Origin of the sequence: Corallococcus sp. AB011P, from assembly GCF_003611605.1 — a bacterium.
GTDB lineage: Bacteria > Myxococcota > Myxococcia > Myxococcales > Myxococcaceae > Corallococcus > Corallococcus coralloides.
The window spans coordinates 458,641-477,413 of record NZ_RAVX01000004.1 but is presented as its reverse complement, the minus strand read 5'-3'; the positions used below and the strand labels follow the sequence as shown (position 1 = coordinate 477,413).

The 18,773-nt window shown below is 71.2% G+C and carries 16 protein-coding genes; 6 read left to right on the top strand and 10 right to left on the bottom strand.

Going from position 1 to position 18,773, the window contains the following annotated elements; all coding sequences use genetic code 11:
- Positions 1-32: 32 nt before the first annotated feature.
- From D7X30_RS15110 to D7X30_RS15085, 6 genes are all read right to left on the bottom strand, one after another.
- A complete protein-coding gene (locus D7X30_RS15110) occupies positions 33-296 on the bottom strand; it encodes a phosphopantetheine-binding protein (RefSeq protein ID WP_014398640.1) in 264 nt (87 codons plus the stop codon).
- Complete coding sequence (locus D7X30_RS15105; protein WP_120563603.1) at positions 283-1,062, bottom strand: 1-acyl-sn-glycerol-3-phosphate acyltransferase; 780 nt, start codon at positions 1,060-1,062, stop codon at positions 283-285. Before D7X30_RS15105 ends, D7X30_RS15110 begins: the two co-directional genes overlap by 14 nt.
- Positions 1,055-1,795 (bottom strand): beta-ketoacyl synthase chain length factor, encoded by a 741-nt coding sequence (locus tag D7X30_RS15100; RefSeq protein ID WP_233591569.1) that lies wholly within the window; start codon positions 1,793-1,795, stop codon positions 1,055-1,057. Before D7X30_RS15100 ends, D7X30_RS15105 begins: the two co-directional genes overlap by 8 nt.
- A gap of 346 nt (positions 1,796-2,141) precedes the next feature.
- Positions 2,142-2,801: a malonate decarboxylase holo-[acyl-carrier-protein] synthase gene (mdcG, locus tag D7X30_RS15095; RefSeq protein ID WP_158619270.1), complete on the bottom strand. Its 660-nt coding sequence runs from the start codon at positions 2,799-2,801 to the stop codon at positions 2,142-2,144.
- 249 nt (positions 2,802-3,050) lie between these two features.
- A complete protein-coding gene (locus D7X30_RS15090) occupies positions 3,051-4,589 on the bottom strand; it encodes a hypothetical protein (protein WP_233591591.1) in 1,539 nt (512 codons plus the stop codon).
- An 85-nt stretch (positions 4,590-4,674) separates the two neighbouring features.
- On the bottom strand, positions 4,675-7,158 hold the full coding sequence (locus tag D7X30_RS15085; RefSeq protein ID WP_120563600.1) for a ribonuclease H-like domain-containing protein: 2,484 nt from the start codon (positions 7,156-7,158) through the stop codon (positions 4,675-4,677).
- A gap of 192 nt (positions 7,159-7,350) precedes the next feature.
- Here D7X30_RS15085 and D7X30_RS15080 point away from each other — a divergent pair, with 192 nt between their 5' ends.
- Positions 7,351-7,986, top strand: coding sequence for a YafY family protein (locus tag D7X30_RS15080; RefSeq protein ID WP_120563765.1), 636 nt, complete (start codon positions 7,351-7,353; stop codon positions 7,984-7,986).
- A gap of 51 nt (positions 7,987-8,037) precedes the next feature.
- On the opposite strand, the gene D7X30_RS15075 is transcribed toward D7X30_RS15080, so the two are convergent.
- Positions 8,038-8,562 (bottom strand): phage tail protein, encoded by a 525-nt coding sequence (locus tag D7X30_RS15075; RefSeq protein ID WP_120563599.1) that lies wholly within the window; start codon positions 8,560-8,562, stop codon positions 8,038-8,040.
- Between the two features lie 185 nt (positions 8,563-8,747).
- Between D7X30_RS15075 and D7X30_RS43625 the strand changes: the two genes are divergently transcribed.
- Positions 8,748-10,613: a collagen-like protein gene (locus tag D7X30_RS43625; protein WP_120563598.1), complete on the top strand. Its 1,866-nt coding sequence runs from the start codon at positions 8,748-8,750 to the stop codon at positions 10,611-10,613.
- A gap of 27 nt (positions 10,614-10,640) precedes the next feature.
- Here the strand turns inward: D7X30_RS43625 and D7X30_RS15065 are convergent, their stop codons facing one another.
- Positions 10,641-11,159 (bottom strand): GNAT family N-acetyltransferase, encoded by a 519-nt coding sequence (locus D7X30_RS15065; RefSeq protein ID WP_120563597.1) that lies wholly within the window; start codon positions 11,157-11,159, stop codon positions 10,641-10,643.
- A 173-nt stretch (positions 11,160-11,332) separates the two neighbouring features.
- Here D7X30_RS15065 and D7X30_RS15060 point away from each other — a divergent pair, with 173 nt between their 5' ends.
- Entirely contained in the window at positions 11,333-12,829 is a 1,497-nt protein-coding gene (locus tag D7X30_RS15060; RefSeq protein WP_233591568.1) for an NAD(P)/FAD-dependent oxidoreductase, read from the top strand.
- A 15-nt stretch (positions 12,830-12,844) separates the two neighbouring features.
- Here the strand turns inward: D7X30_RS15060 and D7X30_RS15055 are convergent, their stop codons facing one another.
- Positions 12,845-13,315 carry a DUF6321 domain-containing protein gene (locus D7X30_RS15055; protein ID WP_120563596.1) on the bottom strand — a complete coding sequence of 157 codons (471 nt, stop codon included), beginning with the start codon at positions 13,313-13,315 and terminating at the stop codon, positions 12,845-12,847.
- Between the two features lie 94 nt (positions 13,316-13,409).
- On the bottom strand, positions 13,410-14,810 hold the full coding sequence (locus D7X30_RS15050; protein ID WP_158619269.1) for a S41 family peptidase: 1,401 nt from the start codon (positions 14,808-14,810) through the stop codon (positions 13,410-13,412).
- A 115-nt stretch (positions 14,811-14,925) separates the two neighbouring features.
- On the opposite strand from D7X30_RS15050, the gene D7X30_RS15045 reads away from it, so the two are divergent.
- The 3 genes from D7X30_RS15045 (at position 14,926) to D7X30_RS15035 (ending at position 18,703) form a co-directional block, all read left to right on the top strand.
- Positions 14,926-16,992, top strand: a complete 2,067-nt coding sequence (locus tag D7X30_RS15045; protein ID WP_120563762.1) for a carbon starvation CstA family protein — start codon at positions 14,926-14,928, stop codon at positions 16,990-16,992.
- A complete protein-coding gene (locus D7X30_RS15040) occupies positions 16,989-17,195 on the top strand; it encodes a YbdD/YjiX family protein (RefSeq protein ID WP_120563595.1) in 207 nt (68 codons plus the stop codon). Before D7X30_RS15045 ends, D7X30_RS15040 begins: the two co-directional genes overlap by 4 nt.
- A gap of 86 nt (positions 17,196-17,281) precedes the next feature.
- On the top strand, positions 17,282-18,703 hold the full coding sequence (locus D7X30_RS15035) for an RICIN domain-containing protein (protein ID WP_120563594.1): 1,422 nt from the start codon (positions 17,282-17,284) through the stop codon (positions 18,701-18,703).
- The last annotated feature ends 70 nt before the right edge of the window (positions 18,704-18,773 follow it).

Sequence of the window (18,773 nt, the reverse complement as noted above, 5' to 3'; positions counted from 1 at the left end):
TGACTCCTCGCTTTGTTTTTGAAGGGGGCTGCTTAGGAACGGGTGCGGTGGGTGCTGACGAAGTCCGCGAGCGCCCGAACACTGGCGAAGTGACGGCGATTCTCCTTGGAGTCGCTCGCCAGCACGACGCCATAGGACTTCTGCAACGCGAGGCCGAGCTCCAGGGCGTCGATGGAGTCCAGCCCCAGCCCTTCGACGAACAGCGGCGCCGCCGGATCGATGTCGTCCGGCTTGAGGTCCTCGAGGTTCAACGTGTCGATGACCAGCCGCTTTATTTCCTGCTCAAGCTCCAACATGTCCCTGGCTCCCCCTGGAAAAATGGTCGTGCAAACGGGTGGTGAGCTGGCGCGCGGCCCTGGCCGCCTCGCCCGCGTCCGCGTCCTGGGCCGACACGGGGATGTCGTCCTCCACGCGGATGACGTAGTGCATGGGCCGCTCCGGCACCTTCCACCAGGGCATGCCCTTGGTGAGGCCCCGCGGCGCGCAGTGGATGATGACCGGCGTGATGTCGCAGGGGCCGCGCACCGCGATGTTGGCGGCGCCGCGCTGCAACTGCATGGTCCCGTCGAGCGGCGTGCGCGAGCCCTCCGGGAAGATGATGAGGTTGTTGCCGGCCTTCACGGACGCGATGCAGTCCTGGATGAGCCCGGGCCCGGAGTCGTTGCACAGGTAGCGCGTCGCCCGGATGGGGCCGCGCATGAACGGGTTGTTCGCCAGGCTCGCCTTCACCACGCAGTCCGCGTTGGGGACCAGCGAGATGAGGAACACCACGTCGATGAGCGACGGGTGGTTGGCCAGGATGAGCAGCCCGGAGCGCGACAGCTTCTCCACGCCTTGCAACTCATAGCGCAGCACGCCCAGCGCGCGCATGTAGCCAACGAAGAAGCGGAACGTGTAGTGCACCGCGAGCCGCGCCAGCCGCTGCTGCCGCTTCGGTTCGCGCACGAAGAGCATGAGCAGCGGGAAGTAGAGGAGCCGCAGCGCCAGCCCCCCCAGCCCGAAGGTGGCGAAGGACAACCCGGTGGCGAAGATGCGCCACGGCCGGTCGAGCTTCTCAAGCATGACGCGCCCACCGCCAACACCGGCCGCCCGTCGCGTGCTCCCACCGCGAGGCGCCGGAGACGAGGAAGCGCAGGGCGCGCAGGTCCGCCGGGAGCTCCGCCGCATCCAACGGCGCGGCGGGCGAGTCTGGGGCGCTGTCCGCGCAGTCCAGGTGGATGGCGTCCGCGCCCGTGCTGGCGGAGAGGAGGCAGGCCCATGCGTGGGGAAACGCCACGTCCCGGGAGAAGTGTTCCCACGGCGTGGGCACGGGCTCGTCGTAGACGACGACCATCACCCGGGGGACGCCGTCCGACAGCAGGCCGCAGGCCTCCGTGAAGGCGGCCTCCACCGTCTCCTCACCCGCGGCGATGGCGGCGTAGGCGGACGTGTCCCCGCGCGCGATGGAGTAGAGCGCGCCGATGGCGTTGTGCACCGACAGGCTGAAGGAGGTGGGCGACAGCGGCTCCGTGCGCGCCAGCTGCGTGAGCAGCTCCACCGAGCGGCCCAGGTCGCCATAACGCGATGCGAAGATGACGGGCGCGTCCGGCGCGTCCACGTGCGCGTCATAGGCCGCCTGCAATGCGATGCGGCCCAGCCGGTCCACCCGGCGGCGCATCATCGCGGGCATCGCCGCGAGTGCGGGCGTGCCTTCCGCGGGGAGCGGATGCGGGGTCGCGAGCCACGTTTCCCAGGAAGCAGGGTTGACGAGTCCGGGGGCCCAGGCGGCCCAGCGCTGTACGGAGAATCCCATCATCGTGACGGAGAGGCCCCAATCGCCCCCAAAGACAACCTTTACCAAACCATTCACAGGGTGACAATTGGGCCCCTGGCCCGAGCGGGCCGGGCGCCGGGAGCCCGCCCTTCCGCCTGCCCTACGGTCGTTGCAACCCCACGTTCTTGTTGATGACAGACGCAATGGGGCCTCGACCTTCACGTTCTTCCGGGTTTGTCCAGGGAGATGGCGCGCCCGTGTGTCGCGCGGTGCGTGAGAGACCCCGCGAGTCATTCGAAATGGGCGGTGGAAACGGGTTGTGACGGTGGCTTGCGTGACGTGGCGGCGGGCGCGCGTATTCACGCGGCGCGTGCTTCCCCCGAGTGTTTCAGGACTCGGAGGGGAAGAGGGCGCGCAGTTCGCGGAGCGTGCGGGGGCTGGCGCCGCGGGGTCCGGTGACCCAGATGCGCTCGGGCTCCAGCGCGAGCTCGCGCCAGGACACGGCGCCGCCGTCTGGCAGCAGCACCTCGCCGTCCAGGCGCACCACCGAGTGGCGCCGGGACACCGCTTCCAGCCCGAACAGCAGCCGCTCCACGTCCGACCAGCGCGCGGGGGAGAAAAGCAGGTCCACGTCCGACAGCGGCCGCAAGAAGGGCACGCCCGAGCGGTGCTGCCAGGCCAGCGAACCGAACACACCCACCGTCAAATCCAGCGCGCTGCCCAGGGCGATGACGTCGTCCAGGGCAGGGCCCCAGGCCGCGGGGGCCGTGGCGCGCACCTCCTGCACCGTGGGTGGCGGCAGGTGGCGCTCCACGGCGGACAGGGCCACGTGCAGCGACAGGTGGCGGCGGTCGGGCAGGGTGAGCCCCAGGCGCAGGTCGTCCTCCCGGTCCGGCAGGTCCTGGCGGGAGACGGCGAAGGGCCGGCCTTGAGCCCGCCACGCCGTGACGTGCACGAGGACGTCCGGGATCATGGGAGAGCGCAGGGCTTCCGCCCAGTTGGCGCCCAGGTACACCCAGTCATGCCGCACCGGACGTTCACCGCCCATCAGCGGGCATCTCCTGCCGTCAGGAGGGAGCCGGGCCCGCTTCCGCGACGCGGGACGGGGCTGCCCCCGGGACATGCGGAAGCGGAAGCGGTGGAGCTCACTCCTCGATTCATTACCCGGATTCACGCCGCCGGTGGGAGCGATCCTGCACCGGCCCGTGCCGGTTGCTCGCGGACGCGTGAATCTCCCCGGAAAACCGGGTGGGAGCCGAGCGTACGCATCAGGGGTTCCCCTGAGGCGTGGGGAGCGCTAGCGGGGCTTCTGGAGGATGGGGCTCACGGCGCTCACGTGCTGGCGGCGCATGTCGATGAGGATGTCGTAGTTGCGCGGCTCCGGGGCGACCGGACCGGCGGCGAAGCGGTAGAGGCCGCTCACGTCGCGCTCGCGGGGGAAGCGCTCCTTCACCAGGGCCTTGAGCATCTCCTTGGCCACCCACTCCGCGTCCACGGAGACGGAGCCGAACTCGTCCAGGTAGTGGAAGGGCGCGGTGGAGTCCGACTGCTTCGCCGTGAGGACGAAGACGCGCGGCTTCTTGTCCGGGACGACGAGGCTCGCGCCCTGCTCCATCACCGCCAGCTCCCGGCCCTGGGGCAGGGCGAACAGCTCCAGGGACTGCTCGTGCGCGAGCAGGGCGCTGAAGGCCACGAACGCGGTGAGCAGGCCCGTGGCCACGCGCGGGCCATGCCTGGGCCAGATGGTGCCCAGGTTCCCCAGCGACGCGGCGAAGAACACGGCCCACACACCCGTGAGCGCGTTGAGCGTGCGGTAGGTGGGCCACCGCTCCCCGGCGAGGAAGCTCACCGAGTACGCCGCGCCCGACAGCGTCACCAGCGCCAGCAGCCAGCGCCCCACGCCCCCGAGTCCCGAGCGGCGCCCCTCCACAGCGATGCCCATGCCCAGCAGCGTCAGCGTCAGCACCACCATGGCCCGGTAGCCGTCCATGTCGCCCCCCGGCGCCTCGTTGAGCGCGGACAGCGCGAGCGCGTTGGGGAACACGTGCGTGAGCGCCCAGACGGTCTTGTCCACCCAGTGCTTCTCGAAGCTGAGCCGGGGCGAGGGCGGAAAGACGCCCGTCTTGAACAGCACCTGGGTGACGGCGTACGCGAGCGCCAGGCCCGCGACCATCACCAGCAGGTGCTTGAGCATCCAGCGCGCGGTGTCCTTCAGCGACACGTCGCGGTGCACCACCAGCGACGCCGCCAGCAGCACCGCGGAGAACAGGCCGCTCACCTGATAGATGAGCGTCGCGGTGGCCATGGTCCCCACCGCCGCCAGCGCGTACGGCCACCGGACGGGGGCCTCCGCTCCCGGCGGACCGATGGCGCGGCGGGCGAAGGCGAACGCGCCCAGGCCCAGCATCAGCGCCAGGGCCTGCGGCCAGCAGATGCTCCAGTTGGCGATGACCTGCGCGGACGGCGTGACCGTGAGAAACCCGGCCAGCAGCGCGGCGGAGCCCGGCCTCCAGCCCTCCTTGCGCAGCAGCAGGAACACCGCCGCCGCGAGCACGCCCAGGCCGGCCACGCCCATCAGACGCAGCCCCACCAGCCCGTCGATGCCGTCGGCCGCCTTCGCGGACGCCTCCAGCATCCAGCCGTAGAGCGGGCGGCCCTGCGACGCACAGAAACGGAGGATCTTCCCCGGCTCCTCGCGCGCCTCGCGCAGGATGGCGTAGTCGTCACGCAGGCCATACCGGTGGATGACCGCGCTCCAATAGATGAGCCAGGGAAGCAGGAGCAGCAGGGCCACGGTGCCGGGAACCACCAGCGCGCGCGGCGGGAGACGCTTCATCAACGAGAAGGCCATCGAAGTTGACGCAACGTAGCAGAAGCCTCCCACTGACTCCCGGAGCAACCGGGACACGGCAGGGTTCCAGTCACGGTGAGAAGGGCGGGGCTCCAACCACCTGCGTGTCCTCACCGAACTCCGGGCCTCTGGGCTCTCTCACGACGTTGAGCACGGGCCGCGCGTCCGCGAGGGACGGGGTGAAGAGGGAGGGCTGATCCGGGTCCGCGAACACGGTGGCGAAGTCCTCCGGGGCCAGGCCTCGCGCGAGCCGGGCCGCGAAGGAGTCCTTGAGCAGGCGCACGTAGTACTCGACGTCGTAGTCGCGCGTGTCGTCGCCCGTGGGCTCACCCGGAGCGGGGCGCGGGGCGGGTTCGCCGTCCTCGGTGAGCGCTTCCGGGAGCAGGCCCGCGCGGCCGCCGGTGGCGCGGTAGATGCGCACGCGCTCGCCCAGGGACCAGTGCTCGCGGCCGTTCGTGAGCAGCGCTTCGTACGGCAGTTCCCTGCGCTGCTTGCGCGTGGCCAGGTACTGCGAGGGGGACTTGGTCAGCCGCACCTGCGCGGAGACCTCGAAGGTGGGCACCTGGCGCCGCCTGAGCGCCATCACCGCGTCCTCGTACGTGTCGCGCACGGCGCGCACGTCGCCGGCCAGGAGGTGCTGGAGGGAGCGGCGCAGGAAGTCCTCTCCATAGGGCTCCGCGCGGCTGGAGCGGAAGGCCACGCCGCGCAGCAGCAGGGGGCCGGCGTAGGGCTGGAGCGCGTAGTTCTTCGGTTCGTGCGACAGCATGGCGGCGTAGCGCCCGTCGAACTCCAGCTTCACGCGCGGCGGCAGCAGGGCCGCGACCTCCGACACCACGCGGCGCTCGTCGACCTCCGTCCAGGCTTCCGGCACCGCGAAGTAGACGCCGTCCGTGTCGGCCTCCAGCAGCGTCACGCCCCGGTGCGCCAGCTCGCGGCACATCAGGCCCAGCAGCTCGCGTCCGCGCCGCGTCACCTCGTTGGCGGCGTGCACGTCCGAGAAGCGGGTGAGGCCCACCGCGCCCAGGTAGCCGTAGGCGGAGTTGATCAGGATCTTCATCGCCGCCGAAATCGCTTCGTGCGTGTGGCGCTCCTGTGAGCCGGGCGGGGCCTTCTTCGCCCTGGCCTTCGCGTCCAGGCGCTGATCCACCAGCCGGTCCACCAGCGCGAGCAGCGCGTTCAGCCGGTCGCGCTTCGGCCCGATGCGGTACTGGCGCATCAGCGACGGGTAGAGGCTGGCCACGTCCGCCTTCACGATGTGGCGCGCGACGCCGGTGGCGAACAGGTGCAGCGCGGCGCCGCTGTGGGACGTGCCGTCGCCGGATTCGTGCCCGGGCAGCGCCGCGCCCGAGCGCACGTAGGCGCGCACCAGCAGCGGATCCAACACGCCCGTCGCCGGGCCCGCGTCCGCCAGCCGCTCGTAGCGCCGGGGGGCCATGCGCGCGAGCGCGAACGCCGCGCCGCCCAACAGGTGCGCCAGCCCCGCGGCCTCCGTCACGTCCTCGCGCGCGTAGCGGCGCACGCGCTCCGGATCCTTCAGGAAGACATCGTGCACGCGCGCGCCGGGGATGAGCTCACGGTCGGGCCCGGACAGGCCCAGGTGCCGCGCCACCGCCTTGAGGCCGTGGCCGGGCAGGTCGCGGGCGGCGAAGTCATGGCGGCGCACGGCGTCCAGCGTGTCGATGAACTCGCGGCCGGGGACGGTGTAGCGCGCGCGGCGCATGGCGTCCGCGTCACGGCCTCCAGGGCCCCGGTTCAGCGCGGCGCCTCTCGCCGAGGGGCGGTGGCGCAGGCCCGGCAGTCCCGCTCGGCCCAGCGCCAGCGACACGTTCAGCCGCTTCGCGCGTTGGTCCAGGAAGGGCAGGTCGAAGCCGTGCAGGTTGTGGTTCTCCACCACGTCGGGGTCGGCCTCGCGGATGCGCGCGACCAGCCGGCGCAGCAGGTCCGCCTCGCCCGCGTCGCCGTCCGCCGTCACCTCCAGCGTCTCCGCGCGGCCGTCCGCATCCCTCACCGCCACGAGGAAGATGCGGTCCCTGGATGGGTCCAGCCCGGTGGTCTCCAGGTCGAACTGGAGCCTTCTCAGGTCGTCGAAGACCAGGTCGCGGAAGTACGTGCGGCCGGTGGCCACCAGGTACTGCTCCTCTGGAGGCAGCACCAGCGCTGCGGCCGGGCCCAGGTCGCGCAGGTGGCCCACGCGTTGGTCCAACCGCTTCGATGCGCCCTTGAGCACCGCGGACGCCAGCGCGCGGCCGTCATCCGCGCTGACGAGGAAGCGCAGCGCGCCGGGGCCCTCCAGCTCACGGAAAGTCATCGCGCCCGGCACCGGCGGTAGGCCCTCTGGGCGGAGCGCGTCCCCCAGGTGCTCCAGGTCCTGGAGCGACGCGAGTAACACCCAGGGCCGGTACCTCGCGTCCTCGCGCAGCCGCGTGTGCGTGCCCGGCTGCCGCTTCCAGATGAAGGCTCGCCCGTCCGGCTCCGCCCAGACGGACACGATGCCCGGCGTGGGGTCCCATCCCCACAACCACTCGTCCTCCAGCGGATGGGGCGGCGGGACCATGGGCGGGGACTCAGGGGACGGAAGGCGCGGCGCGCGGGCGCTGCTCCTGGCGCTCATAGGCGCGCGGGGGCCCGCTTCGCAAGGGTGGGCGGACAGGAGCGGCGTGGCGCTGTCGGAAGGGCTTCGCATCGCGGGTGCCTCTGCGTGAGCTTGAGGCCCCCGGCTGACAGCGGTATGTCAGGATTCACCGTCATGCAGCGCACCGAGCGACTCTTCGCCCTCGCCGAATACCTGAGGGGCCGCCGCACCGGCGTCACCGCGGAGGTGCTGGCGGAGCGCTTCAGCGTGACGGTGCGGACCATCTACCGGGACCTGGACGCGTTGCGCGCCGCGGCGCTGCCGGTGGGCGCGGAGCGGGGCCGGGGCGGCGGCTACGCGCTGGACCGGGGCTACAGCCTGCCGCCGGTGAACTTCACCGCGCGCGAGGCGGCGCTGGTGGTGGCGCTGGGGAGATTCGCCATCGACATGCGGCTGTTGCCCTTCACGGGGACGCTGGAGTCGGCGCTCGACAAGGTGCGCTCGGCGCTGTCCACGTCCGCGCAGCGGGAGCTCTTGGCCCGGCTGCGCGAGCTGACCTTCCTGGGCGTGCCGTCCCTGCCCACGCGCAAGCCCGTGCGCGAGGCGCTGGAGCGCGCGTGGTTCGAGCGGCAGCCGCTGCGCATCACCTACGTGGACGGCAACTTCCTGGAGACGGTGCGCGAGGTGCGCATCGAGTCCGTGGTGATGGACCGGCACGAGACGCGGCTGGACGCGGTGGACCTGGCGTCCGGGGAGCGGCGCCACTTCCGGTTGGACCGCATCACCCGTGCGGAAGTGGTGGGCGCCTGAAGCGCGAAGGAGGGGCCGTGCTCCTGGCGCGGCGTCCTCCTGCCGTGAAGCTCAGCCGCGCGAGGGGAAGACGCCTTCCGTCGCGATGATGAAGTTCACGCAGAGGTACGGGTTCTCGATGGGCACCGGCTGGTTGCCGCCAGCGATGCCCACGGCCTGGTGGCCCATCACCGTGCTGGGGGTCGTGACATACGGCGCGGGGGTGGTGCCGAGGGGGACGGCCGCGAGGTACGCGCCCTCCGGGCTCTCCGTGTTTCCCTCCTGCATGCTGGCCATCAGCGGGTGGGTGTGCGCGGGCATCTGGGGGGAGATGAGCGTCACCTGCTGCTGGCCGGCCATCTCGCCCAGCGAGTGCGGCGTGAGACCGGGTCCCTGGCCGGGCTGCATGGGGAAGCGGCCGCGCAGGTCCGGCAGCGCGAACGTCGTCGTTCCGTTGCCGCCGTAGGTCGTCCCCAGGATGGCGAAGAGCGCCTGGTTCTGCGCGATGGACAGCAGCGTGCCGTCGCAGAAGAGCCAACCCTTCGGCGCGAAGTTGCCTCCAAACATGATGATCTGCCCAACGTACGGCGTGGACATGGTGCCCCCTGGTGTGACGGCTGGTGTGAGCCAGCGAACAGACCATGGGCAGTCCCCCTGATGAAAGACCGCGGCGCGTCATCAGGCAAACCAACCCGGCGTGTGCGAAGCTTCACGTTCCGTGACGGCCCTTTTTCCTACGCCGCACGTCGCCGCACCGTCTGTCCTTGGGGAGGACCTGGTCCATGCCGCTTCGAACTTTCGTGCCCCTTCGTGGGGCGTTCTCGCGCTTTCGTGTGCTGTCGCTCTGCGCGACGTTGGCGGTGTCCGCCTGCACGGGGGAGACGGGCGATGGTCCGGCGGGACCGGAAGGGCCTCCGGGGCCCGCGGGCGCGACTGGTCCCCAGGGTCCGGCCGGCCCGCGAGGTGAGAAGGGCGCCACGGGTGAACCCGGCCTGGTGGGTCCCGAGGGTCCGCAGGGCCTGTCGGGTGCCCCGGGCGAGCCCGGTCCCCAGGGACTTCAGGGCGTGCAGGGCCCGGCGGGCGCGACAGGGCCCCAGGGTCTCATTGGCCTGATGGGCCCCATGGGTCCGCAGGGCGTCGCGGGGCCCACGGGTCCGGCGGGAGCGAAGGGCGACACGGGCGCGGCGGGTCCGACGGGGACCACGGGCGCGAAGGGCGACACGGGTGCTGTCGGTCCAGCGGGGCCCGTGGGCCCGACGGGCGCGAAGGGCGATACAGGCTCGGTGGGCGCGACCGGTCCTGCTGGCGCGAAGGGTGACACGGGCGCCACGGGCGCGGCAGGTCCGACGGGGGCCACGGGCGCGACCGGCGCGGTCGGCCCCGCTGGCGCGACCGGCCCCTCGGGTCCGAAGGGTGACACGGGCGCCACGGGCGCGGCAGGCCCCACGGGAGCGACCGGCGCGGTCGGCCCTGCTGGCGCGACCGGTCCTGCTGGCGCGAAGGGTGACACGGGCGCGGCAGGGCCCACGGGTGCGACCGGCTCGGTCGGCCCCGCTGGTGCGACGGGCCCCGCGGGTCCGAAGGGTGACACGGGCGCGGCAGGGCCCACGGGCGCGACTGGCGCGGTCGGCCCCGCTGGCGCGACCGGCCCCGCGGGCCCCCAGGGTGCCACGGGTGCCTCGGGTGCGCAGGGGCTGCAGGGACCGGCGGGCACGCAGGGGCTCTACGGCGACGGCTCGGCGGGGGCGTTCAACGTGGGCGTGGGCCAGACGGTGAACCTCTCTCTTTCGACGGGCGTGGCCCAACTGCCGTCGGGGTTCAACCTCCAGTTCAGCAGCATCACCATCGCCGGAACGCTGATCGTCCCGAGCGGCACGGTGCTGCGCTCCTCCGGGGACATCACGGTGAGCGGTAAGGTGACCGTGCTGCCCGGAGCAGAGGACCTGGGCGGCGGTGAGGCCCCGCCAGGCATCTCCCGGACGGCAGCGACCACGTACAACGGTGGCGCGGGGCTGACGTCGTTCCAGGGTGCCCAGGTGCGCCGGGTGCAATCGGCGTCAGGTGGAGCTGGCGCTCGAATCTACGCGGGTTCCAATGCCGACGGTGGCGCGGGCGGCGGCGCGCTGATGCTGGCGGCGCGCGGCAACATTCGCATCCCCGTGAATGCGTCCATCGACGCGTTCGGTGAGGACGGCGTGAACCCGGAGACCGGCGGCGTGTCCATCGTGGGCACGGGCGGCGGCGGTGGCGGCATCGTGCTGGTCGCGGCCAAGGGAAGCATCACGCTGGGGGGAATCATCAAAGCGATGGGCGGCAAGGGCGCGGATGGCTTCAACGGCAACGGCGGCACGGGTGAAGGCGGCGGCGGCGGCGGCGGCGGCGGCATCGTCCACTTCATCTCCTCGACGACCCCCAGCGTGACAGGCTCCGTGGCGGTGGCGGGAGGCGCGGCGGGTGGCAATGCGGATCCCACGGGAGGCCCGATCACCATCATTCCCGGCGGCGGGGGTGGCGGCAGTGGCGGGAGTGGTGGCAACGCGGGCGGGACCCTCCCGGGCACGACGACGAACGTCGACGCCGCCGTGGGCATGGGCGGCTACTTCCTCCAGACCATTGCCCCGGAACCCGAGACGCTGCTGGGTCTGTAGGCGCGGGGCCTCACGGGACCGGCATGCTCACCTGCCGCCGGTTCTTGCGTCGCCCTCCGGAGCCCGCCACTGGAGCTCCAGGTAAGGCGACGCCGGGTCGCTTCCCGGCACGGACGTGAAGCCGTGCCGGGTGTAGAGCCGCCGCGCCGGATTGTCGCGCGTGACATGCAGCAGCACGGGCACGCGCGCCCGCGCCGCCTCCGCTTGAATCGCTTTCAGCAGGTGCGTGCCCAGGCCTTGTCCCCGCCGCGTGGGAAGCAGGGTCACGTCCACGAGCAGCAGCTCCGAGGAGGTGCGCACGAGCCACTGGCGGCCCACGGGCACTCCCTCCACTTCGATGATGGCGTGGCCCTCCGGGGGATATGTCGCCGCGTAGTGGCGGGCCTGTGCCTGGTGCTGCATGCGCAGGAACAGCTCCGTTTGCGCGGGCGGCCAGCCCCACGCGGCCAGTTCCTGTTCGCGCGTGCTCGCGTAGAGCGTGAAGAGGAACGGTTCGTCCTCTGAGGTGACCGTGCGCAGGCAGGGCGCGAAGGAGGGGGGCGTCATCACGGCGGGGAATCCTACGCCGCGCGAACCTGTCCGACAGTCGGACAGGTTTGGGCCACCTCGGCTGGCGTCCCCAGTCCGCCGGACCTTCCCGTGGGTGCCGTGGCGGGCGGAATATGCACAGCATGAAGTTCAGGGGCTCCGTGCCCCATCGCTTCCAGGAGGTCCGTCCGGTGTCTTCCCGTCTTCCTCAGCACGTGCGCGTCGCCATCGTGGGCGCGGGCTTCGCCGGGCTGGGCATGGCCATCCGGTTGAAGCAGGAAGGCATCGACGACTTCGTCGTCCTGGAGCGCGCGGGCGACGTGGGCGGCGTCTGGCGCGACAACGTCTATCCCGGCTGCGCATGCGACGTGCAGTCGCTGCTGTATTCGTTCTCCTTCGCGCCGAACGCCGGCTGGTCGCGCGCCTACTCACCGGGCTGGGAGATCCAGGAGTACCTGCGCGACTGTGTGCGGCGGTTCCAGTTGGAATCCTTCCTGCGCTTCGGGCACGCGGTCCTCCGCGCGAAGTGGGACGTGGCGACGCGGCGCTGGGTGCTGGAGACATCCCACGGCACCCTCACCGCGGACGTCCTCGTGGCGGCGGTGGGCACGTTGAGCGAGCCCGTGATTCCACCCCTGCCCGGGCTGGAGCGCTTCCAGGGCAAGGTGATGCACTCGGCGCGGTGGGATGCGGGCTACACACTGGCCGGGCGTCAGGTGGGGGTGGTGGGCACGGGCGCGTCGGCGGTGCAGATCGTGCCGGCCATCCAGCCGGAGGTGGGCCGGCTCGTCCTCTTCCAGCGCACGCCCGCATGGGTATTGCCCCGGGGCGACAAACCCAACAGCGCCCTGCGAAAGGCCCTGTACCGGTGGGTGCCAGGCGCGCGGTGGCTTCTTCGTGGGGCGCTGCGCATCCTGCGCGACAGCCTGGCTTTGGGCTTCCAGCACCCATGGATCCTCCGGCTCGCGCAGCGATGGGTGCTCCGGCACATGTTGAAGGGGGTGAAGGATCCTTCGCTCCGCGAGCGGCTCACGCCCCGGTACACGATGGGGTGCAAGCGCATCCTCGTCTCCGACGACTATCTGCCGGCCCTCACGCGCCCGAACGTGGAGGTCGTCACCGCGTCCATCCGCGAGGTGCGCGAGGACGCGGTCGTCACCGGCGATGGTGCGGTCCACCCGGTGGACACGCTCATCTTCGGCACCGGGTTCCAGGCGACGGACATGCCCATGGGGCACCACATCCAGGGCCGGGACGGCCGGACGCTCGCGCAGGTGTGGGCGGGCAGTCCCCGGGCCTTCCTGGGCACCACCGTGAGCGGCTTCCCCAACCTCTTCCTGCTTCAGGGGCCCCACACCACCCTGGGCCACACCTCCGTGCTGTTGATGATGGAGGCCCAGGTGGAGCACGTGCTGGGCGCGCTGCGCTACCTGGAGGCCCGGGGCGCCGCCGCCGTGGAGCCGGATCCAAAGGCCCAGGACGCGTTCGTGCGTGAGCTGGAGGCGCGACTGTCCCGCTCGGTGTGGAACCAGGGGGGATGCCGGAGCTGGTACATGGACGCCACGGGGCGCAACTCCGCCCTCTGGCCCGGCACCACCGGGGCCTTCCGCCACCGGGTGGAGCACTTCGAACCGTCGGACTACGTCACGCTTCCGCGGGCGAGCGTGCCTCTCACGCTCCGGCCTTGAGGCAAGAGCGGGGCTTCAGGACTTCTTCGCGCGCTTCCGGGTCGTGGTCTTCCTCGCCGTCGCACGGCGGGCGGCCACGGCGGTCCGCGTCTTCTTGGCACCGGAGCGTTTGGCGGCGGGCTTCGAGCGCTCCTGCGACGCGTGGTAGCGCTCCAGGAGCTTCGTGCCCTTGGTGGCGAGCCGCTTCGCTCCAGCGCTGTCCTTCGGCACGGGTTCGCCCCAGGCGCGAGCGGACAGGGCGAGGCGCGTGGGCTTGCCCTTGTCATCCACCATGGGCCCGCGCGGGTGCGCGAAGTGGCGGAGCAGGAAGCTGCCCTTCCTGCGCATCTTCTCCGGTGTGTCCGCCTTGCCCTTCACGCCGGGCTTGAGGTTCGCGCCTTCCTTCTCGTGGAACCACTCGCGGCCCGCCGCGGTGAGGCCGCCCTTCGGATCCTTCAGGCGCCGCGTCCGCGTGACGCTCTTGCGAGTGGGGGAACGGGTCGGCATCGGACGTGCTCCTCTTTGGACGGAGGTGAAGGCTTCCGCATGAGAGGTAGGTCGTCCCGTCCTTGTTGGCACGCCGTGACAGGCTGCCTGCTTCCTACGGCGTGGGCTTCGCCTCCGGGGGCACCAGCGAATCCGCCAGCGCACGGATGGCGCGCGCGTGCGAGTGCCACAAGTCCTCGCCCTTGAAGAGGTCCAGCGGACGCTGGGGCGGCAGACCCCGGGCCTCGAAGTCCTGGCCCTGCGCGTCGGCGTAGTGCTCGTTCGACAGGTGCACCGTCCACCCGTTGGGTAGCGGCTTGACGAGCATGTCGGAGAACGCGCCCCGCGTGGCCATGCCCACGTGGACGACGTTCGGAAGCGCTCGCAGGGCCAGCGTGAGGACCTCGCCCGCGCTGACCGTGACGTCGCTCGTCACCACGTACACGGGCCCGTGGAAGGACGGACGCGATGAGGGCTGGAGTGTGAACACCTGCGGCGGAACATCCTTCGCGCCCGTCGCCCATTTGGAATACGCGCGCACGGGTTGGGCCGTGAAGCGCTCCGCGACGGCGCGGGCCACGGCGTCGTAGCCGCCCCGGTTGTTGCTCACGTCCAGGATGACCGCGTCCGCACCCGCGAAGGCCGTCAGCGCCTCGTCCAGCACCGGCTCCAGCGCGGCCAGTTCCTGGGCCAGCGTGGGCGTCTGTTCTCCCTCGCTGGCGACGAAGCCGCCCATCGTCAGCAGGTTGAGGTATGCGACGCGGGGCGCGGCGAAGCCCCTGAGGACGCGCTGGTTCGCGGCGTGATGTCCCTCGCCGCGCAGCACCGTCTGGAGGATGCCGTCGCGGTAGGCGCGCATCCATTCGCGCTGCACCTCGCGCTCGGGACGCCCCATCACGACCGCCGCCTGCTCCAACATTGCGAACGTGCCCGTGGAACGGGGCTCGTACGTCAACGTGTCCGAAGACGCATCGTCCGCGATCAGCTCCACGTGCGCATCGTTGAGCGAACGGAGTGCGTCCGCGAAGAGGGTGAACAGCGCGTGGCCGTCCATGCCCGGTGTCACCCGCGAGCGCTGCGCGTCCAGGCGGGCCAGCCAGTCCGGGTCTCGCTGGGGGAAGGCGGCGTAGTGCTCCGCGAAGGTCGCCCGGAACACGTCGAACATCTCCAGCGCGCTCCACACGTGCGGCGTGTCGCAGTTGGCGGGCAGGGCAGTCAGGCGGTCGAAGCGGTAGCGCGTCTCCCCCGGCCCGGCGAGGAAGTCACGGACGTCCGCCGAGGGCCCCGGCTCCTGCACACCGAACATCTCCACGAGCTCCGCCGACGATGCCGGATCCGGATGGCACCCCGCCGCCGTCTCGTGGTGCAGGCGCAGTCCCTCCGGCGTCACCGAGAGCAGCCAGCCGTAGCCTCGCGAGCGCCACACGCCGTACGCGTCCGCGGCGCTGGCCTTCGACGCGGCATGCGGCGCGGCGCACGCGGTGAGCAGGCCCGCGAGGCCGAGGAGAACGGCCACGCGCCAACTTCCTCCACCACCCGACACCCCGCCGTGAGCGGGGCGGGGGGATGCGGGGCGTGCGCTATAAACCCCGCGCGGGGTGGGGGTGGCCTGCCCGCTGATGGGAGACATCATGGGTGGAGTCGCTCGGAAGTTGGGATGGGTGGCCCTGGCGCTGGCCGGGGCCTTCTGTCTGGGCGTGGTGGCGCTGCACCGGGGAGAGTCCATCAGCGCCATCTGGCTGGTGGTCGCCTCGGTCGCAACGTTCATGCTGGGATATCGTTTCTACGGCCGTTTCATTGCCGAAAAAGCGCTCCAGGTGGACCCCTCGCGCGCCACCCCCGCCGAGCGCCGCAACGACGGCCTGGACTACGTGCCCACGGACCGGTGGGTCGTGTTCGGCCACCACTTCGCGGCCATCGCGGGCGCGGGGCCGCTGGTGGGCCCGGTGCTGGCGGCGCAGATGGGCTACCTGCCCGGCACGCTCTGGATTCTCGCGGGCGTGGTGGTGGCCGGCGCGGTGCAGGACTTCGTGACGCTGTTCCTGTCCGTGCGCCGCGACGGCAAGTCGCTGGGCGACATGGTGCGCATGGAGCTGGGGCCCGCGGCCGGCGTGACGGCCATGGTGGGCGTGCTGATGATCATGATGATCATCCTGGCGGTGCTGGCGCTGGTGGTGGTGAAGGCGCTGACGCACAGCCCCTGGGGCACCTTCACCGTGGCGATGACCATCCCCATCGCGGTGGCCATGGGCCTGTACCTGCGCTACGTGCGGCCCGGCAAGGTGCTGGAGGTGTCCATCGTCGGCTTCGTGCTGCTGATGCTCAGCATCTGGCTGGGCGGCCAGGTCTCCGAGTCCGCCACCTGGGGCCCCTGGTTCACCTTCGACAGCCGCACGCTGGCGTGGCTGCTCATCGGTTATGGGTTCTGCGCGGCGGTGCTGCCGGTGTGGCTGTTGCTCGCGCCGCGCGACTACCTGTCCACCTTCCTCAAGATTGGCACCGTGCTGCTCTTGGCGGTGGGCATCATCCTGGCGGCGCCGCACATGAAGATGCCGGCGGTGACGCGTTTCGTGGACGGCTCCGGGCCGGTGTTCTCCGGCAGCCTGTTCCCGTTCCTCTTCATCACCATCGCGTGCGGCGCGGTGTCCGGGTGGCACTCGCTCATCGCGTCCGGCACCACGCCGAAGATGCTCGCCACGGAGGGCGACGCGAAGCTCGTGGGCTACGGCGCCATGCTGATGGAGGCCTTCGTGGCCATCATGGCGCTCATCGCCGCGTCGGTGCTGGAGCCGGGCGTCTACTTCGCCATGAACTCGCCCGCGGCGCTCATCGGCACCGAAGCGGCGCAGGCGGCGGCGACGATCAGCCAGTGGGGCTTCGTCATCACCCCGGAGGTGCTGGAGCAGACGGCGCGCGACATCGGTGAGACGACCATCCTGTCCCGCGCGGGCGGCGCGCCCACCCTGGCGGTGGGCATGGCGCAGATCCTCCACGGGCTGGTGTCCGGTAAGGGGATGATGGCCTTCTGGTACCACTACGCCATCCTCTTCGAGGCCCTCTTCATCCTCACCACCGTGGACGCCGGCACGCGCGTGGGGCGCTTCATGATTCAAGAGCTGGCGGGCCTGGTGTACGCGCCGCTCAAGCGCACGGAGTCCTGGGGCGCGAACCTGCTGGCCACCGGGCTGTGCGTGGCCGCCTGGGGCTACTTCCTCTACCAGGGCGTGGTGGATCCGCTGGGCGGCATCAACACGCTGTGGCCGCTGTTCGGCATCGCCAACCAGATGCTCGCCGCGGTGGCGCTCACGTTGGGCTGCGTGGCGCTGGTGAAGATGAAGCGCGAGCGCTACGTCTGGGTGCCCGGCATCCCCGCCGCGTGGCTGGTGCTGTGCACGCTCACCGCCGGCTTCCAGAAGGTGTTCGGCGGTGACGTGCGCGTGAGCTTCGTGGCCCACGCGCGGGCCTTCTCCCAGGCGGTGGCCGAAGGGCGTCTCATCGCCCCCGCGAAGTCCGTGGAGGAGATGGAGGCCATCATCCACAATGACTACCTGGATGCCGGCCTCACCGTGTTCTTCATGGGGGTGGTGGTGGCGACAATCCTCTTCGGCGTGCGCGCCGCGCTCCGGGCCCGGAGTTCGCCGGTGCCCACGTCGCACGAGACGCCCTACGTGGCCGCGGCCGTCCCGGTGAAGCCGTGAGGCGCGCACTCACGCAGGCGCTCCAGCGCGGCTGGCGGCAGGCCGTGCGCACCGCGCGGCTGATGATTGGCGTGCCGGATTACGACACCTACGTCGCCCACATGCGCCGTCATCATCCGGACAGGCCGGTGATGACCTACGCGGAGTTTTTCAACGACCGCCTCCAGGCCCGCTACCGCGGCGGTGGCGGCCGGTGCTGCTGAGAAGATGAATCGTTGAGTCTTCCAGATAAAGCTGCTTAGTGGGTTTTACGGGTCAAGCCCGTTCAACCCCTTCGCAGGAGTCTGCCGTGTCTCGTACCTCGACGCCGTTCCGGACGTGGGCGCTGGGCGCCGTGTTTCTCGCATCGTTGGGCGGCTGCTCGGGCCCGGAGGACGCGCCTGTCGCCGGGGAGCCGGTGGGGAACGTGGAGTCGGCCGCGCTGTCGACGCGGGTGGTGGGCTACCTGCCGACGTGGGCGGGGGATGTGAATGCGCTGCAGTACTCGAAGCTGTCTCACATCAACTACGCGTTCGTGTTGCCCACGGCGTCCGGCGGGCTCACGGGGGTGAGCAGCTCTGACGCGCGGCTGCGCTCGCTGGTGACGCAGGCGCATGCGCAGGGTGTGAAGGTGCTCATTGCCGTAGGCGGCTGGAACGACGGCAACGACAGCGCCTTCGAGCAGATGGCGGCCAACGCGAGCACGCGCACGGCGTTCGTGAACTCGGTGGTGAACTTCGTCAACGCGGCCGGGCTGGACGGCGTGGACATCGACTGGGAGTACCCGGACCCCGGCACGTCGGGGAACAACTACGCGGCGCTGATGCGCGAGCTGGGCGTGGCCATGCACAGCCGGGGCAAGCTGCTCACGGCGGCGGTGGTGGCCAACGGCTACACGGGCGGCGGCGTGCAGGCGTCCGTGTTCAACGACGTCGATTTCCTCAACATCATGGCCTACGACGGCGGGCAGCCGCATTCGACGTATGACCTGGCGGTCCAGTCGCTGAACTACTGGAAGGGGCGCGGGCTGCCGGCGTCGAAGGCGGTGCTGGGCGTGCCGTTCTACGGGCGCTCGCCGTCGAGCTACGTGGGCTATTCGGAGCTCGTCGCTCGCGACTCGCAGGCGCCCTACAAGGACAACGTGGGGGACGTCTATTACAACGGCATCGCGACCATCCAGGCGAAGACGCAGCTGGGGAAGCAGAACGGCGGCGTGATGATCTGGGAGCTGTCCCAGGACACGTCCGGGAGCACATCGCTGCTCAACGCCATCTACTCCGTGGCGCAGGGCACGGGCGGCGGCACGGGGGCGTACCGGCTGGTGAACAAGGCCTCCAGCCGGTGCATGGACATCAACGGCCCCAGCACGGCGGACGGCGCCACCATCCACCAGTGGGCCTGCCACACGGGCGCAAGCCAGCAGTGGTCGATGGAGGCGACGGACAGCGGCTACTACCGCTTCGTGTCGCGCTACAGCGGCAAGGCGCTGGACGTGCGGGACGTGAGCACGGCGGACGGCGCGGGGCTCCAGCAGTGGTCCTACGGCGGCGGGAGCAACCAGCAGTTCAAGCCGGTGGCCCTGGGCAACGGCTACCACCGCCTGGAGGCGCGCCACAGCGGCAAGGTGCTGGACGTGACGGGCTGCCAGCAGGGCAGCGGTGACGGCACGCTGCTCCAGCAGTGGACCTGGTCCAACAACGACTGCCAGCAGTTCCGGCTGGAAGCGCTGTAGCCCCTTGGCGGGAGGCGGGACCGGCGCCGTGCCGGCCCCGTCGTGCCCCGGGAGCACGGGGCGGATGGTA

Excerpts from the sequence above, each read along its gene's own strand:
- D7X30_RS15110 (WP_014398640.1), bottom strand. The coding sequence starts at position 296 with ATGTTGGAGCTTGAGCAGGAAATAAAGCGGCTGGTCATCGACACGTTG.
- D7X30_RS15105 (WP_120563603.1), bottom strand. The coding sequence starts at position 1,062 with ATGCTTGAGAAGCTCGACCGGCCGTGGCGCATCTTCGCCACCGGGTTG.
- D7X30_RS15100 (WP_233591569.1), bottom strand. The coding sequence starts at position 1,795 with ATGATGGGATTCTCCGTACAGCGCTGGGCCGCCTGGGCCCCCGGACTC.
- mdcG (WP_158619270.1), bottom strand. The coding sequence starts at position 2,801 with ATGGGCGGTGAACGTCCGGTGCGGCATGACTGGGTGTACCTGGGCGCC.
- D7X30_RS15090 (WP_233591591.1), bottom strand. The coding sequence starts at position 4,589 with ATGAAGCGTCTCCCGCCGCGCGCGCTGGTGGTTCCCGGCACCGTGGCC.
- D7X30_RS15085 (WP_120563600.1), bottom strand. The coding sequence starts at position 7,158 with ATGGTCCCGCCGCCCCATCCGCTGGAGGACGAGTGGTTGTGGGGATGG.
- D7X30_RS15080 (WP_120563765.1), top strand. The coding sequence starts at position 7,351 with ATGCAGCGCACCGAGCGACTCTTCGCCCTCGCCGAATACCTGAGGGGC.
- D7X30_RS15075 (WP_120563599.1), bottom strand. The coding sequence starts at position 8,562 with ATGTCCACGCCGTACGTTGGGCAGATCATCATGTTTGGAGGCAACTTC.
- D7X30_RS43625 (WP_120563598.1), top strand. The coding sequence starts at position 8,748 with ATGCCGCTTCGAACTTTCGTGCCCCTTCGTGGGGCGTTCTCGCGCTTT.
- D7X30_RS15065 (WP_120563597.1), bottom strand. The coding sequence starts at position 11,159 with ATGACGCCCCCCTCCTTCGCGCCCTGCCTGCGCACGGTCACCTCAGAG.
- D7X30_RS15055 (WP_120563596.1), bottom strand. The coding sequence starts at position 13,315 with ATGCCGACCCGTTCCCCCACTCGCAAGAGCGTCACGCGGACGCGGCGC.
- D7X30_RS15045 (WP_120563762.1), top strand. The coding sequence starts at position 14,926 with ATGGGTGGAGTCGCTCGGAAGTTGGGATGGGTGGCCCTGGCGCTGGCC.